Source organism: Sphingomonas sp. NPDC079357 (assembly GCF_044901155.1).
Lineage (GTDB): Bacteria > Pseudomonadota > Alphaproteobacteria > Sphingomonadales > Sphingomonadaceae > Sphingomonas.
Map to the genome: position 1 here is coordinate 169,525 of NZ_JBJDOM010000004.1, position 13,461 is coordinate 182,985.

General features: G+C 62.6%; 13 protein-coding genes. All 13 read left to right on the top strand.

Features of this window, described 5'->3' with window-relative positions; translation table 11 throughout:
* Window positions 1-45 precede the first annotated feature (45 nt).
* On the top strand, window positions 46-384 hold the full coding sequence (locus ACI2JO_RS13875) for a hypothetical protein (protein WP_024018508.1): 339 nt from the start codon (window positions 46-48) through the stop codon (window positions 382-384).
* Between the two features lie 102 nt (window positions 385-486).
* The gene (locus ACI2JO_RS13880; protein WP_024018507.1) at window positions 487-951 is read left to right on the top strand and encodes a heavy metal-responsive transcriptional regulator; all 465 of its coding nucleotides are present in this window, start codon (window positions 487-489) and stop codon (window positions 949-951) included.
* Window positions 948-1,412, top strand: a complete 465-nt coding sequence (locus ACI2JO_RS13885) for a hypothetical protein (protein WP_031308715.1) — start codon at window positions 948-950, stop codon at window positions 1,410-1,412. The genes ACI2JO_RS13880 and ACI2JO_RS13885 overlap by 4 nt, the downstream gene beginning before the upstream one ends.
* Complete coding sequence (locus ACI2JO_RS13890; protein ID WP_024018505.1) at window positions 1,412-1,783, top strand: DUF1622 domain-containing protein; 372 nt, start codon at window positions 1,412-1,414, stop codon at window positions 1,781-1,783. Before ACI2JO_RS13885 ends, ACI2JO_RS13890 begins: the two co-directional genes overlap by 1 nt.
* A 140-nt stretch (window positions 1,784-1,923) precedes the next feature.
* The gene (locus ACI2JO_RS13895) at window positions 1,924-2,304 is read left to right on the top strand and encodes a hypothetical protein (RefSeq protein WP_024018504.1); all 381 of its coding nucleotides are present in this window, start codon (window positions 1,924-1,926) and stop codon (window positions 2,302-2,304) included.
* A 12-nt stretch (window positions 2,305-2,316) separates the two neighbouring features.
* On the top strand, window positions 2,317-4,296 hold the full coding sequence (locus tag ACI2JO_RS13900; protein ID WP_024018503.1) for an FAD-binding oxidoreductase: 1,980 nt from the start codon (window positions 2,317-2,319) through the stop codon (window positions 4,294-4,296).
* A 1-nt stretch (window position 4,297) separates the two neighbouring features.
* Window positions 4,298-4,981: an iron reductase gene (locus ACI2JO_RS13905; RefSeq protein ID WP_024018502.1), complete on the top strand. Its 684-nt coding sequence runs from the start codon at window positions 4,298-4,300 to the stop codon at window positions 4,979-4,981.
* Window positions 4,978-5,673, top strand: coding sequence for a cytochrome c3 family protein (locus ACI2JO_RS13910; protein ID WP_024018501.1), 696 nt, complete (start codon window positions 4,978-4,980; stop codon window positions 5,671-5,673). Before ACI2JO_RS13905 ends, ACI2JO_RS13910 begins: the two co-directional genes overlap by 4 nt.
* 238 nt (window positions 5,674-5,911) lie before the next feature.
* The gene (locus ACI2JO_RS13915; protein WP_226949255.1) at window positions 5,912-7,237 is read left to right on the top strand and encodes an NRAMP family divalent metal transporter; all 1,326 of its coding nucleotides are present in this window, start codon (window positions 5,912-5,914) and stop codon (window positions 7,235-7,237) included.
* Between the two features lie 465 nt (window positions 7,238-7,702).
* Window positions 7,703-10,108 carry a glycosyltransferase family 4 protein gene (locus ACI2JO_RS13920; protein ID WP_024018499.1) on the top strand — a complete coding sequence of 802 codons (2,406 nt, stop codon included), beginning with the start codon at window positions 7,703-7,705 and terminating at the stop codon, window positions 10,106-10,108.
* Window positions 10,109-10,189: 81 nt separating this feature from the next.
* Window positions 10,190-11,203 (top strand): phosphogluconate dehydrogenase (NAD(+)-dependent, decarboxylating), encoded by a 1,014-nt coding sequence (gene gnd, locus ACI2JO_RS13925; protein ID WP_119750000.1) that lies wholly within the window; start codon window positions 10,190-10,192, stop codon window positions 11,201-11,203.
* Window positions 11,200-12,630, top strand: coding sequence for a glucose-6-phosphate dehydrogenase (gene zwf / locus ACI2JO_RS13930; protein WP_024018497.1), 1,431 nt, complete (start codon window positions 11,200-11,202; stop codon window positions 12,628-12,630). Before gnd ends, zwf begins: the two co-directional genes overlap by 4 nt.
* Window positions 12,627-13,442 carry a Cof-type HAD-IIB family hydrolase gene (locus tag ACI2JO_RS13935; protein ID WP_024018496.1) on the top strand — a complete coding sequence of 272 codons (816 nt, stop codon included), beginning with the start codon at window positions 12,627-12,629 and terminating at the stop codon, window positions 13,440-13,442. The genes zwf and ACI2JO_RS13935 overlap by 4 nt, the downstream gene beginning before the upstream one ends.
* Window positions 13,443-13,461: the final 19 nt, after the last annotated feature.

Consider the following 13,461-nt stretch of genomic DNA (forward strand, 5'->3'; position numbering starts at 1 on the left):
GACGGGATTTGCGTTCGACCGCTCACTCTCATTCGGAGACACATCATGAAGACTCACCTCACGAATACGTCCGGGAAGATCGTCTCGGGGCTCACAGCCCTTGCGCTTCTCGGAACGCTTGCTGCGTGCGGCAAGAAGACGGACGGCACGCAAAACCAGGCTGCCTCCAATGCCTCTGCAAGCGCGCCCGGCGCTCTTGAAAACGACACCGCCGCCGCCACGGACTCTGTCGGGACCGACAACACGGCGGCCGATATGGATGAGCGCCACCGTCAGGATATGGACCACAGCGACATGCGCCGGGGTGGGCCGATGATGCCCAATGGCGCCCCGCCTACGAGCACGCCCGACAACAGTCAGTCCGCCCCGATGAAGGATATGTAAGCCGAGCAGGCTGAAAACCCCGGCACTGCCCGACCTGAGCAAGACCAATTCGAAGGAATAATGCCGCGACCTTTCGAATGGTCGCGGCAACGGAGACGCGCCATGACATATTTCACGATCGGAAAGCTGTCGCGTGCGCTCGGCATCCGTCCCGATACCATCCGCTATTACGAGCGCAACGGTCTGCTTCCTCCGCCCGCCCGGTCTTCTGCCGGTTACCGCACCTATGGCGACGCCGATCTCGAGCGCGTGCGGTTCATTCGCAAGGGGCAGCAGCTGGGTTTCACGCTTCGCGAAATCGGAAGCCTGCTCGATTTGCGCGCGTCCGACACCGCGACAACCGCCGATGTCCTGGCCATCACCGAGAGCAAGATAAATGAAGCGACCACCCGTATCGATGATCTGACCCGCATCAAGACCGCCCTGTCCGCCCTGTCCGCCCAATGCTCGATCGACATTCCCATCGCGGATTGCCCGATCCTCGCGCATCTCGCGAGCATTCCCAGGGGAAGCCCACCTGGCGACGGCGACCCTCATGCCGCCCGCGCAGTGAAGGCGTCCATATGAGACCTGTTTTGCAGCGTTTGGGTTTACTGCTGCTTTGGGCAAGTCGGCGCCAAGCGCGCGCGCTCCTCAGCCGAGCAAGTTTAGCCTTGGCTGTTATCGCTGCGGTTGGCGGCCTGGCCCAGCCTTCTGTTGCCGAGCATCTGCCCGGTCAGCATTTGGGCTCGAAGACGGATCTCATCGGTATCTGGTCATTCGACGCCCGGTCCGGGTGCAAGACCGGTACAGCCTGGGAGTTCCGGGCGGATGGATCTTATAATGAGATCAGTTTGCCCGACCGTGCACCGCAGGCCACCGGGACGTGGTACGAACGCGGTGACATCATCTTTTATTCCCTGGCGCGGCCAGAGACAGTCGCCCCGGGGCGGCCTGACAAACGCATGGTGATCATCGAACGCGAACCCGATCGCCTCGTCGCATTGGGAGGTCGCAGAGTTCGCCACGTGATGCACAGGTGTCCGTGATGACCGAGAGCCTCATTGTGGAGGGCATCCACTGGATCACGCGTGCCATCGAAGTCACCGGGACGGCGATCATCGTCGTGGGCGCCGGTTCTTCGCTGATCAGATTCCTGCAGCAATCCCTGAAAGGTCCGATCGACCAACATGTCGTCGGCAACTTCAGGTCGAGCCTCGGTGAAGCCATTCTTCTCGGACTCGAATTCCTGGTTGCGGCCGACATCATCAACACTATCGCGATCCAGCCAACGCTTAGCAGTCTCGCGGTCCTTGCCGGCATTGTGCTGATACGAACCTTCCTGAGTTTCTCGCTAGAGGTCGAGATCAAGGGTCGTTGGCCCTGGCAGCGGGCGACGGGAACCCCGCGCGATGATTGAGCATCGGCGCCGGCTCCGGGCGCCCGGGCGACAACGCCGGGGAAACAGGAAACTACGTATATTGGCGAAAATCGATTTGTGGTCCCTCGGGGCCGTTGCCAGCCGGATGTTCGGCCGGTCATAGCAATGGAGTATTGATCATGATCATGACGCGTTCTTCCCGCTTGCGCGCGCTCGCCCTAGGGGGTGCAATCGTGCTGTCGCCCGCCATCGCCTCGGCCCAGGGGCAAACCACCGGCCATCCGTCGACCCAGTCTGCGCCCTCCGCCAACGGGTCGATGCCGGCAGGCGGCATGGAGAAGCACGACGCGATGCCAGGCATGGCCGGCATGCCGATGCAGGACGACAAGATGCCTGCGGCCATGCCTCCGATGGCAAAGAAGGCCGGATGCTGCGGCATGAAGAAGATGCCGATGGCCAAGCACAAGGCAGCCCCGCACCGCCGCCATGCGAAACCCGCCACCGCGAAGCCGGCGCCGATGCCCGCGGACAAGCCGATGCCCATGAAGGATGACATGTAAGGAAGTCCTCAGGTGACGCGCCCTCACAACAACATCACCGGCCTCAAGCTATCGCGGGCTTTGAGGACGAGCGGTATCGCACTCGCGCTGGCGATGATCTCCGGATCACCGCCAGCGTCGGCGCAGATGGCCGAGTCAGAGCACGCGTCGCATCATCCAGCGGGCGGAGCCGCCGCGCCAGCGGCGATGCCAGCGGGCAACGTGATGGGGGCAGCAGCTCCGGCCGCGGCGAAAGCTGCCGATCCCATGGCGGCGATGATGAAAGGGATGATGGTGCCGTCGCCGGGTACCAAAATGGGCGCGGGACCGGCGGGATGCTGTGGAAACGGCGGCGCCAAACCCTTCTACCCCTCGCTGATGGACTGGCCCGTCCTGACCGATGAGGCACGACGGACGGTACGCGCCGCGGCTCTCGCCCGCCTGGGGTCGGGCGCCGAGGTCCTGACCGCGGAGCAAGCCCGGCTTCACCACGCTCTCATGTCGAACGACACGAAAGGAGCCCAGGATGCGATCAGGGGCGCCCGCGAAGGCCTCGCACTCGCGGACAGCGGAGCAGGCGCGCTCAGGGGCCTCGAAGAGGGCCGCCCTCCCCGGCAGATTGCCCTGAGCTGGTTCAAGACCCAGTCGGGTTTTGCCGTCAGCGACCAGATGGCATACGGAAACGAGCTGGCGGGCCTTTCCTGGTGGCACCTGATCGCGATGGCGCTGCTGGCGGCGGCTCTGGTTGCGGCGCTGCTACTCCGATGGGCGCGGCTGCGCCGCATCGCAAGCTTGGTGGAGCGGCTCGCACCAGGCGGGGCTACACCACCGGCCAGTCCGGCCACCTCTCCGGCCCCGGCCCCCATCGTGCCGGCGCCCGCTGCTCCTGCAGGCGCAGCTACGCCCGGCAGCGCCACGCCGGCAGCGCCGCGCCTGTGGAAAGGCGTCCTGCGGATCACCGCGATCTTCGACGAGACCCCGAGCGTCAAGACGTTCCGGCTCATGGAACCGAACCGCGGGCCGATGCCGTTCACGTTCCTGCCCGGCCAATATGCCTCGATCACCTCGGAGATCGAAGGCCAGAAGGTCCGACGATCCTACACGATCTCGTCGTCGCCCACACAGCGCGACTATATCGAGCTCACGATCAAGCGCGAACAATATGGGCTGGAATCGCGCCATCTCCATGATCATGCCGCTACGGGCGACCTTCTCGAGATTGCGGCGCCCGCGGGCCGGTTCTTCTTCACCGGCAAGGAAGCCGAGGGGATCGTCCTGATCGCCGGCGGAGTCGGCATCACACCGATGATGAGTGTGCTGCGCAGCCTGACGGACCGCTCCTATGAACACGACATCTACCTCCTCTACGGTGTCAACACGCCGACGGATCTGATCTTTCGCGAGGAATGCGACTATCTGGCGCGGCGCCACCACAAGCTTCACATCGTCTCCATCGTCGCAAAGCCCGAAGGGACCGACTGGGCCGGGCCTTCCGGTTATTTGACGGCCGATTTCATCGCCGCTTCCGTTCCCGAAATCGCCAGCAGGCGCGTTCACCTGTGCGGCCCGCCGCCGATGATGGACGCGGTGAAGGCGGCGCTTGCGCAGCTCAAGGTGCCGGCGGAGCAGGTAAAGACGGAGGAATTCGCGCCCCCCAAGGGCGGACCCGTCCTTGAAGATGAACCGGCGGAGACCGCGACCGACAGCTCGGCATCGGCCGCCCCGCAGACGCCGCCCGCCATTCCTTCCGCGCAGGCGACGATCGCTTTTTCGAAGTCCGGCAAAAGCGGTGCACTCGCACCCGATCAGTCCGTGCTCGAGGCGGCGGAGGCCATTGGCGTGGCCATCGACTATGAATGCAGGGTCGGCATCTGCGGAAGGTGCAAGGTCCCGCTGCGGCAGGGCCAAGTGACGATGGAAGTGGAAGACGCTCTCGCCGCCGACGAGAAGGCCGACGGTATCATCCTCGCCTGCCAGGCAAAATCGGTGGGCGATCTCGTGGTGGACGCTTGAGATGACCGAAACCGAGAAAGTAACGGTCGGCGCTCTCTTGACCGCTCTTGCGCTGCTGGTCCCGGCCTTCCTGCTGCATTCCGCGCCGCGGTTCCCCGGGAGCCTGGCGGGAGGCCTGTTCGGCATCGCCGCCGCCCTGCTTTTCGTGCTCCTGCTCGTCTACAGCATCGTGAAGCGGCAGGCGTGGGTCAAGCAGCGCACGCAGCGTCTCGTCTCGCTTGGCGGACTGCTCAGTTTCCATGTGTATGCCGGCGCGATCGGCGCGCTGCTCGGGATTATCCATTCAGGGCACAAGTTTCAAAGTCCGATCGGCATCGCCCTCGTGATCGCGATGCTGACAGTCGTCGTCACGGGCTTCATCGGCCGATATTATCTGGCGCAGGTCGGCCAGGAATTGCGGTTTCAGCAAAAGGAACTCAAGGTCCTGCGCGACCGCTATGACGTCCTGGCGGCCGTATCGGCCGATCTGCACGGTCAGAACATCGTTGATCCATCAGGACTGCCGCTGGACTCGCTGCTCGGCGCGATAGCCGATCTCGAATTCACGATTACCGCACGCGACGTCATCAAGGCCACGCTCGACAGGTGGATCGTCGTGCATATCGTCGCGGCGATCATCATGTACGGATTGCTGACGATGCACATCTGGAGCAGCATCTACTTCGGCCTGCGGTGGTGGCCATGAACCGGACGACCATCGTCTATCTGATCCTTGCGACGCTCGCGGTGGCCGCCGCGATCGCCGTCCCCCTCACCATCTACCGCTCGGGCAGCACCGCGCTGCCGCAATGGGCGTCGTCGGTTCGACCCGGGCCGCTATCGAACGCCCATGCATTTCTCGAAGGCAAGTGCGAGAGCTGTCACACGCCCAATCGCGGGATCAAGGCCGAAACCTGTATTGCCTGCCATGCGTCGGCGCCGGAATTGCTTATGAAGCCGGAGACCGCCTTCCACGTTAACGTCACGGAATGCGCCGGCTGCCATGTCGAACATCAGGGGAGAGACATTCGGCCGGTCCGCATGGATCATGCCGTACTCGAGAAGATCGCCCAGCGTGGCATGAACCATCCCGCGGGGCTCGACTGCCAGTCCTGTCATGCCCCCCGGGACACGCATAAGGGCTTCTTCGGCACGGACTGCGCCAGCTGCCATCTCACGAGCAGCTGGAAGATCAGCGGATTTCTCCACCCCAGCCCCAAATCAACCGAATGTTCGCAGTGCCACAAGCCGCCGCCGAGCCATAACATGATGCACTTCGAAATGATGGACAAGACGATCACCGGCGAGAAGAGCGCCCGCGTGGAGCAGTGCTTCGCGTGTCACCAGACCGACTCATTCAACAATATCAAGGGTGTCGGCATGGTGAAGGTCCATTGACCCGTCATAGGGGTGTACCGGCAACAGTCGCTACGCGCGCTTTACTCCAGCCCGAAAGAGCAATTCGAGGATTTCCCGGAGTTGGAAAGGGCGCTGCCCGACAGCTTTTCCTCGCGCCACGTCCGTTCGCGCGAAAATGCCGCTGCCCGCAGACCACATTCACGAAACCGAACTCAAGGATCCGTAACCGGCCGACCAAAGAACTGGAAAAATGGGACCAGCGTGCACGAGAACCCCGTTGGCGCGCGAGCCGGATTCCCAACAGGACGGCCCTTTGATGAAAGCTCCACGCCCAAAGGCGTCTCGCACCCGCCGATTGCGACGCATCCGCCAAATATTTGGCCCAGGATTTATTGCCGGAGCCGCCGACGACGATCCCAGCGGGATTGCAACCTATGCGCAAGCCGGCGCGGCTTATGGATATATGCTTGGCTGGACCATGCTTCTCACCTGGCCGCTTGCCGCGGCCGTGCAGGAGATCTGTGGTCGAATAGGGCGAAGTACCCGCGCCGGGCTGGCTGAAACCATTCGTCGTCGTTGTCCATCACCCGTTCTAAGGCTCGTTGTCCTCCTCCTGTTCATCGCAAATATCATCAATCTCGGGGCCGACCTGGGTGCAATGGGCTCGGCGATGTCTCTCATAGGCGGCGGTCCCCCGCACCCCTGGGTGATCGTCTTTGCGCTTGCTTCAACATTGCTCGAGACGTTTGTGGACTATCAGCGATATGCCCGGCTCTTGCGATGGATGACCCTGGCGCTCCTGGCTTATGCGGCGACGGCATTTGTGGTGCATGTATCCTGGGGCTCGGTCTTGCGCGGGCTTGTAGTACCAGCCATGCCCGGCTCGGGAGCGTGGATGCTGGTGGCGGCGATCTTTGGCACCACGATCAGCCCCTATCTTTTCTTTTGGCAGGCCTCGCAGGAAGCCGAAGAAGCGGGCCTGGCCAGCGCTGGTGATGCGGAGCCAGGGCCAGACTGGCAAGTGCGCCGTATCCGACTGGACAGCTGGCTCGGAATGCTGTTCTCGAACGTCATTGCCATCTTCATCATCGTGACGACGGCCGCAACTCTGAATGTCGCTGGAACCACCCAGATTGATACGGCTGCTCAAGCGGCCGAGGCGCTTCGACCGCTTGCAGGCGATTTTGCCTTCGCGCTTTTCGCTGTCGGAATCATCGGGACCGGCATGCTCGCCATTCCGGTGCTCGCCGGCTCTGCGGCCTATGCCGTTTCTGAAGCATTTGGTTGGCGGACCGGCCTTGCGCAAAGCGCTGGGCGGGCCAAGGCCTTCTATGGCGTAATTGCTGCCGCGGGGTTGCTGGGTGTGCTTGTGCACTTCTCCTCGATCGATCCGATGAGGGCATTGCTATGGAGTGCTGTCGTCAACGGCTTTGTTGCAGCCCCACTTATTGCCCTGGTGATATGGCTCGGCTCGGATTCCGAAGCGATGAACGGCCAGCCCATTCCTCGGCGGCTGCAACTGCTCGGTGGCGCAGCCTGTCTGGTCATGGTCGGTGTTGCCATAATGACCACAGTTTCGTGGATCGCCCCGACCGCGCGATAAATGATGATGATCCCCTGGCGATCCAGCGCTCGCACGCACAGATCAAGCTTGGCACGAGATTGACGCGTTCCGCCCTCAGCAATTTCAGCATCGTGAATCCGGCCGACGCGCGGCCTGGCTCAGGCGACGCCGGTCAGCAAGTCCTGCGCACATTACGTAACGCGACGTGTGTGTGCTTGCCATAAATCGAAGAAATGCAAGCCAATCGCCCAAGTCACCGCGCCAGCATTAACGCCGTCAGGCCGGCGCGGCCGCGCAATCCTGTGTCCAAGCTGCTCAGGCGTGGAGACAGAATATTGGCCTTGACTCTGGACGGTGGTCGAAGCCCGACAACATGGTCGGATCATGAACCCCATTGCTCGGCAACCGTCGTCTTGCCGCGGCGCGAACACGAGGGAGCAGCGGACGCGGCCCCCAAGGCGGCATGAGCCGCTCTGAGAGATATTTTCATATTTGAGGTCGAGCATGAACCACTCTGTGATCATTCCCCCGCTCAAGCGTATCGCTGTCGTAGGAACCTGCATTCCAAGGCAGTGTGGCATCGCCACCTTCACCAACGATCTGCAGCAGGCGTTGAAGAACTGCGATTCCGATCTCTCTTCAATGACGATCGCGTTGACGGACGATGCCAACACTTACGCCTATCCGCCCGATGTCGCCCTGGAGATCCAGCAGGCCTCGCCCGCGTCCTATGCAGTCGCCGCCGACTTCCTCAACGTGTCGAACGTCGATCTCGTTTCTCTTCAGCACGAGTTCGGGATCTTCGGAGGTGAGGCCGGTGAATTCATCCTTGGCCTTCTCAGCGGCCTCAACGCTCCGATCGTCACGACGCTGCACACCGTACTGGCCAACCCCAACCCTGCACAACGTCGCGTCATGGATGGCATCATCAAACACTCATCCCGCCTCGTCGTCATGGCGGACAAAGGACGGCGCATTCTGCAGGACGTCTATGATGTCCCGACCGAGCACATCGCCGTGATACCCCACGGCGTTCCGGACCGCGCCTTTATCGATCCGGCGATGGCGAAGCACAAACTGGGACTTGCAGACCGGACCTTGTTGATGACCTTTGGCCTGCTTGGTCCAGGCAAAGGTATCGAAACGGCAATTCGCGCAGTGCCGGCACTCGTTCGCGACCATCCCAATCTGCTCTATATGATTGTCGGCGCGACCCACCCCAACCTCGTTAGGGATGAAGGCGAACGCTATCGCGATAGCCTCGTTGCACTCGCAACCGAACTCGGCGTCATCGAGAATATTTGCTTTGTCGACCGTTATCTCTCACTGGATGAGCTGCTCGACCATTTGGCTGCATGCGATATCTACCTATCGCCTTACCCCAATGAAGCGCAGATCGTTTCAGGAACGCTCGCTTACGCTGTTGCCCTTGGTAAAGCGGTCGTCTCCACGCCCTTCTGGTATGCGCAGGAACTGCTCGCCGACCATTGTGGCGTGCTGGTGCCTTTTTCGGAACCGGATGCACTCGGAGCTGCCGTCGCTCGATTGATCGTCGATGGCGCGTCGCGTAGCGAGATTAGAACCCGCGCGTACGAGCGCGGTCGCGCGATGATCTGGTCGAGCGTGGCGAAGCAGTACCTGAAAGTCTTCTCCGATGTCCGATTTGAAAGACGCTCCGGCGCTTCTCGGGCTATACGTCCTGTAAATGACGAAGCCTGGAACAGGGCGCTTCCACCGATAAACACGGACCATCTCGCCGCTCTTACCGACATGGTCGGCGTAACCCAGCACACAAAATTCGCGGTTCCGGACCGGAGACACGGCTATTGCCTCGATGACAACGCGCGCGCGCTGTTGCTTCTCTCCGAACTATCGACGCTGCGTTCTCTTACTCCACACGAGGAGCAGCTTGCGTTGACATATGCCGCATTCGTTGAGCACGCCTGGTCGCCAAAGGATAACCGCGTCCACAATTTCATGGGGTTCGACCGCACATGGCTCGACGATGCGGGAGCCGACGACGCGCATGGCCGCACGGTCTGGGCGCTGGGGGCGGTCGCAATGCGAAAAGACGATCGATTCCTGGACGGATGGGCCGCCGCGCGCTTGCTGGAGATGGCGCCGGCGTTGGTAGCGCTGACCACGCCGCGTGCCTGGGCCTACGGGCTGCTCGGCATCTCAAAGCTTCTCCGGCGCTTCCCGGGCCATCGCAATCTGGAACAGCTGCGAGGAGAACTGTCCAATCGCTTGTTCCAACGTTGGTCTGACGCCGCCGCGCCCGACTGGATCTGGTTCGAAGACAGGCTCGGCTATGACAATGCCCGATTGTGTGAAGCTCTCATCGAAAGCGGCCATGACACTGGCAACGAGTCTCACCTTGATGCCGGCCTCGATACGCTGCGCTGGCTGATGACGCTGCAGACGGCTGAAGCTGGGCACTTTCGGCCGATCGGAACCGAAACATTTGGAAGCGACAGGCGGCGCCCGCAGCCGTTCGACCAGCAGCCTCTCGAGGCTTGTGCAGCGGTGAGCGCATGCCTTACCGCGGCCCGAGTCACCAGCGACGTCCGGTGGAAGCGCGAAGCGCGCCGGGCCTTCAATTGGTTTCTCGGGGCAAACGACCTTGGCATCCCCGTCGTGGACGTCGAACGAGGCGCCTGCTTCGATGGTCTCCATCCAGACCGGCGCAATGCCAACCAAGGCGCTGAATCGACGCTCGCATATCTTTCCGCACTGACCGCGATCCTGAGCACGGCCGAACAGGATAGCTCGTCGAGCAGAGCGGCACGCGTAGTCGAACTCTGCGCGGCCGGTACTAAGCCTCTCAGGCGGGTACCCAACGGGGTCCGAACAGGTCTTCCCGAAGACCGCCCAGAAGCTCAGCTTTCCTGTGGATGCCCAAATCCATGACGACGGTATCGGCTCAGCCGGCTGAAAAGGCCCGAGCGCTCAAAAGGTCCGCGACCGACTCCATCGGTCCGTTGGCGATGGATGCCGTACAGAAAGCTGAGGCATGAGCAGATGCGTATAGCGATGATCGGCCTCGGCAGGATGGGTGCCAATATCGCGCGCCGTCTGATGCGCGGCGGTCACGAGATCGTCGCCTATGATCGGAACCCGCCGCTGGTGGCCATGCTGGCCGGCGAAGGCGCGACCCCCGCCGCTTCGCTTGAGGAGGTCGCAGCCACGCTGGAGGGGCCGCGCATCTTCTGGGTGATGCTGCCAGCCGGACCGCCGACGGAGAGCACGATCGAGACGCTGATGGGCCTCGCCTCCCCAGGCGACATAATCATCGACGGCGGCAACAGCTTCTACAAGGACGACATCCGCCGGGCGAAGCTGTGCGCCATGAAGGGGCTCCACTATGTCGATGTGGGCACCTCAGGCGGCGTGTGGGGCCTCGACCGAGGCTATTGCATGATGATCGGAGGCGATGCTGCGACGCTCGTCAGTCTCGATCCTCTCTTCGAGGCCCTGGCACCAGGCTTCGGGACGATCGCACGCACGCCGGATCGCGGCGATCCCAACGAGGATGCCCGTGCCGAGAAGGGCTATATCCACACCGGTCCCGCCGGCTCGGGCCATTTCGTCAAGATGGTGCACAACGGCATCGAATATGGCTTGATGCAGGCCTATGCTGAGGGGTTCGACATCCTGAAGGGCAAGTCATCGGCCAAGCTGCCGGAAGACGAGCGCTTCGACCTCAACCTGACGGACATCGCCGAAGTTTGGCGTCGCGGAAGCGTCATCTCCTCGTGGTTGCTCGATCTGACCGCAACGGCGCTCGCGAAGGACCAAATGCTGGAACAATTCTCCGGCCAGGTCGCGGATTCCGGCGAGGGTCACTGGACGATCGAGGCGGCAATGGAGGAGGCAGTCCCTGCCTACGTGCTCTCAGCGGCACTGTTCGCGCGCTACCGCAGCCGCGTCGACACAACGTTCGGCGACAAGCTGCTCTCGGCGATGCGGTTCGGCTTCGGTGGCCATGTCGAGATGCCGCAATGAGCGATGCTCCGACTGCGCCCTCTGCCACCTTCGTTATCTTCGGCGCACTCGGAGACCTCGCCCGCCGCTTGCTGATACCCGCGCTCGTCAACCTCGCTCGGGCCGACTTGCTGAAGGAGGATTTGGCGCTCGTCGGTGTCAGCCATCATGACATCGACGACGAACAGCTGCGCGCGGCGCTTGACGAAGGCGTGGAGGACGATGCCAACTGGCAATGGCTCCGCAGTCGTATCCGCTATTTGAAAGGCGATTTCGCCGACCCGGCAATGTATCAGGGTCTCGGCCGCCAACTCGCCGGCAACGCGATATTCTACCTCGCCACCGCGCCGACTTTCTTCGGGACCGTCGTCAATCAGCTCGGCGATGCAGGACTGCTCACCGAGACCGATGGTTTCCGCCGCGTCGTGATCGAAAAACCGTTCGGGACCGACCTTGTCTCCGCGCAGGCGCTGAACCGGCAAATCCTTTCCCGCGCCAGCGAGTCCCAGATCTACCGGATCGATCATTTCCTTGGGAAGGAGACCGTGCAGAACATCATGGTCACACGCTTCGGCAACACCATGATGGAGGCCGTCTGGAACAACCGCTACGTTGACCATGTCCAGATAACGGCGGCCGAGGCAGTGACCGTCGGCACCCGCGGCAGATTCTACGACGCCACCGGCGCATTGCGGGACATGGTTCCCAATCATCTCTTCCAGCTACTGGCGATGATAGCGATGGAGCCCCCGATCAGCTTCGATGCCGATGCGATCCGCACGGAGAAGGAGAAGGTGATTGCCGCCATCCTGCCGATCGACCCGGCCGAGGCCATTCGCGGGCGCTATTGCTCGGGCTCAGTCGCTGGCAAGGCCGTTCCCGCCTATCTCGACGAGCCCGACGTGGACCCTGCCAGCCGCACGGAGACCTTCGCCGCACTCAAGTTGCACGTAGAGACATGGCGGTGGTCGGGCGTGCCCTTTTATCTACGCACCGGGAAGGCGCTGGCGACCCGTGATACCGAGATCGTCGTCCAATTCCGCGACGTGCCGCTGGCGCTTTTCCAGGAGACGGTGGTGGACCGGCTGCCCCCCAACCGTCTTGTGGTGCAAATCCAGCCCGACGAGGGCATCAGCCTCGAGTTTGTGGTCAAGCGGCCTGGGCTCGTCGTGAACACTGCGCCAGTGGCAATGGATTTCCGCTACCGTGACCATTTCGACGTTGGCCACCAGACCGGCTACGAAACTTTGCTGTATGACGTGCAATCCGGCGACCAGACGCTGTTTCAGCGCGCCGCGCAAATCGAAGGTGGCTGGCGCGCTGTGCAGCCGCTCCTCGATCTGTGGACGCAGGGCACTCCCGAGGACTATGCCGCAGGCAGCGCCGGCCCAGAAAGTGCGGATGCGCTGATGCACCGCTCGCATCGACGCTGGCATCACCTGGGATGAGCAGCCCTATTCGCCTGATCGTCTCCGATATAGATGGCACGCTCGTCCGCCAGGACAAAAGCCTCTCCGAAGGCGTCATCTCTGCAGTTGGACGCGCCAGAGCAGCTGGTATTGCGGTGAGCCTGATCAGTGCTCGCCCGCCCAGCGGCATGCTTTGGATCGCGAGACGGCTGGAACTCCCGGGCGTCATCGGCGCTTTCAATGGCGGCACGATCGTCGAGACGGATGGGGCTGTCATCTCGGCCGACCAACTCGATCCCGAGTGCGCCGCGCGGACGCTCGCCCTGCTCGAGCACCCAGCCGTCACGCCCTGGCTGTTCACGGGCGGCCTCTGGTACGCACGCGCGGCCGACGATGTGTACGTTCCGCGCGAGCGCCGCGCGGCAAACATCGAGCCGATAATCAGGGACAACTTCGCGGGATTGCTCGCACACACTGACAAGATCGTCGGCGTCAGCAACGACCAAGCACTCCTCGCGCGACTTGACGGCGATATCGCGGCAGCGCTCGGACGCTCTGCGACTGTCGGCCGTTCACAGCCTTACTATCTCGACATTACCGCCGCCCAGGCCAACAAAGGTGATGGCGTCGCCGCCCTGGCAGCCGCGATCGGAGTGCCGCTCGCCAACGTTGCCGTCTTGGGGGACGAGCGCAATGACCTTCCAATGTTCGCGCGCGCTGGCCTCTCAATTGCGATGGGACAGGGTCCCGACGCGGTCCGCTCAGCCGCTGACCAGGTGACTGTGTCGAACGAGGAGGACGGCGCTGCCCAGGCGATAGACAATATCATCCAGACGGAGGCTGCGAGATGATCCAGCCATTGTCGGTCGC

What these genes read in the sequence shown, in the direction of transcription:
- ACI2JO_RS13875 (WP_024018508.1), top strand. Translation starts at nt 46, where the DNA reads ATGAAGACTCACCTCACGAATACGTCCGGGAAGATCGTCTCGGGGCTC.
- ACI2JO_RS13880 (WP_024018507.1), top strand. Translation starts at nt 487, where the DNA reads ATGACATATTTCACGATCGGAAAGCTGTCGCGTGCGCTCGGCATCCGT.
- ACI2JO_RS13885 (WP_031308715.1), top strand. Translation starts at nt 948, where the DNA reads ATGAGACCTGTTTTGCAGCGTTTGGGTTTACTGCTGCTTTGGGCAAGT.
- ACI2JO_RS13890 (WP_024018505.1), top strand. Translation starts at nt 1,412, where the DNA reads ATGACCGAGAGCCTCATTGTGGAGGGCATCCACTGGATCACGCGTGCC.
- ACI2JO_RS13895 (WP_024018504.1), top strand. Translation starts at nt 1,924, where the DNA reads ATGATCATGACGCGTTCTTCCCGCTTGCGCGCGCTCGCCCTAGGGGGT.
- ACI2JO_RS13905 (WP_024018502.1), top strand. Translation starts at nt 4,298, where the DNA reads ATGACCGAAACCGAGAAAGTAACGGTCGGCGCTCTCTTGACCGCTCTT.
- ACI2JO_RS13910 (WP_024018501.1), top strand. Translation starts at nt 4,978, where the DNA reads ATGAACCGGACGACCATCGTCTATCTGATCCTTGCGACGCTCGCGGTG.
- ACI2JO_RS13920 (WP_024018499.1), top strand. Translation starts at nt 7,703, where the DNA reads ATGAACCACTCTGTGATCATTCCCCCGCTCAAGCGTATCGCTGTCGTA.
- gnd (WP_119750000.1), top strand. Translation starts at nt 10,190, where the DNA reads ATGCCGTACAGAAAGCTGAGGCATGAGCAGATGCGTATAGCGATGATC.
- zwf (WP_024018497.1), top strand. Translation starts at nt 11,200, where the DNA reads ATGAGCGATGCTCCGACTGCGCCCTCTGCCACCTTCGTTATCTTCGGC.
- ACI2JO_RS13935 (WP_024018496.1), top strand. Translation starts at nt 12,627, where the DNA reads ATGAGCAGCCCTATTCGCCTGATCGTCTCCGATATAGATGGCACGCTC.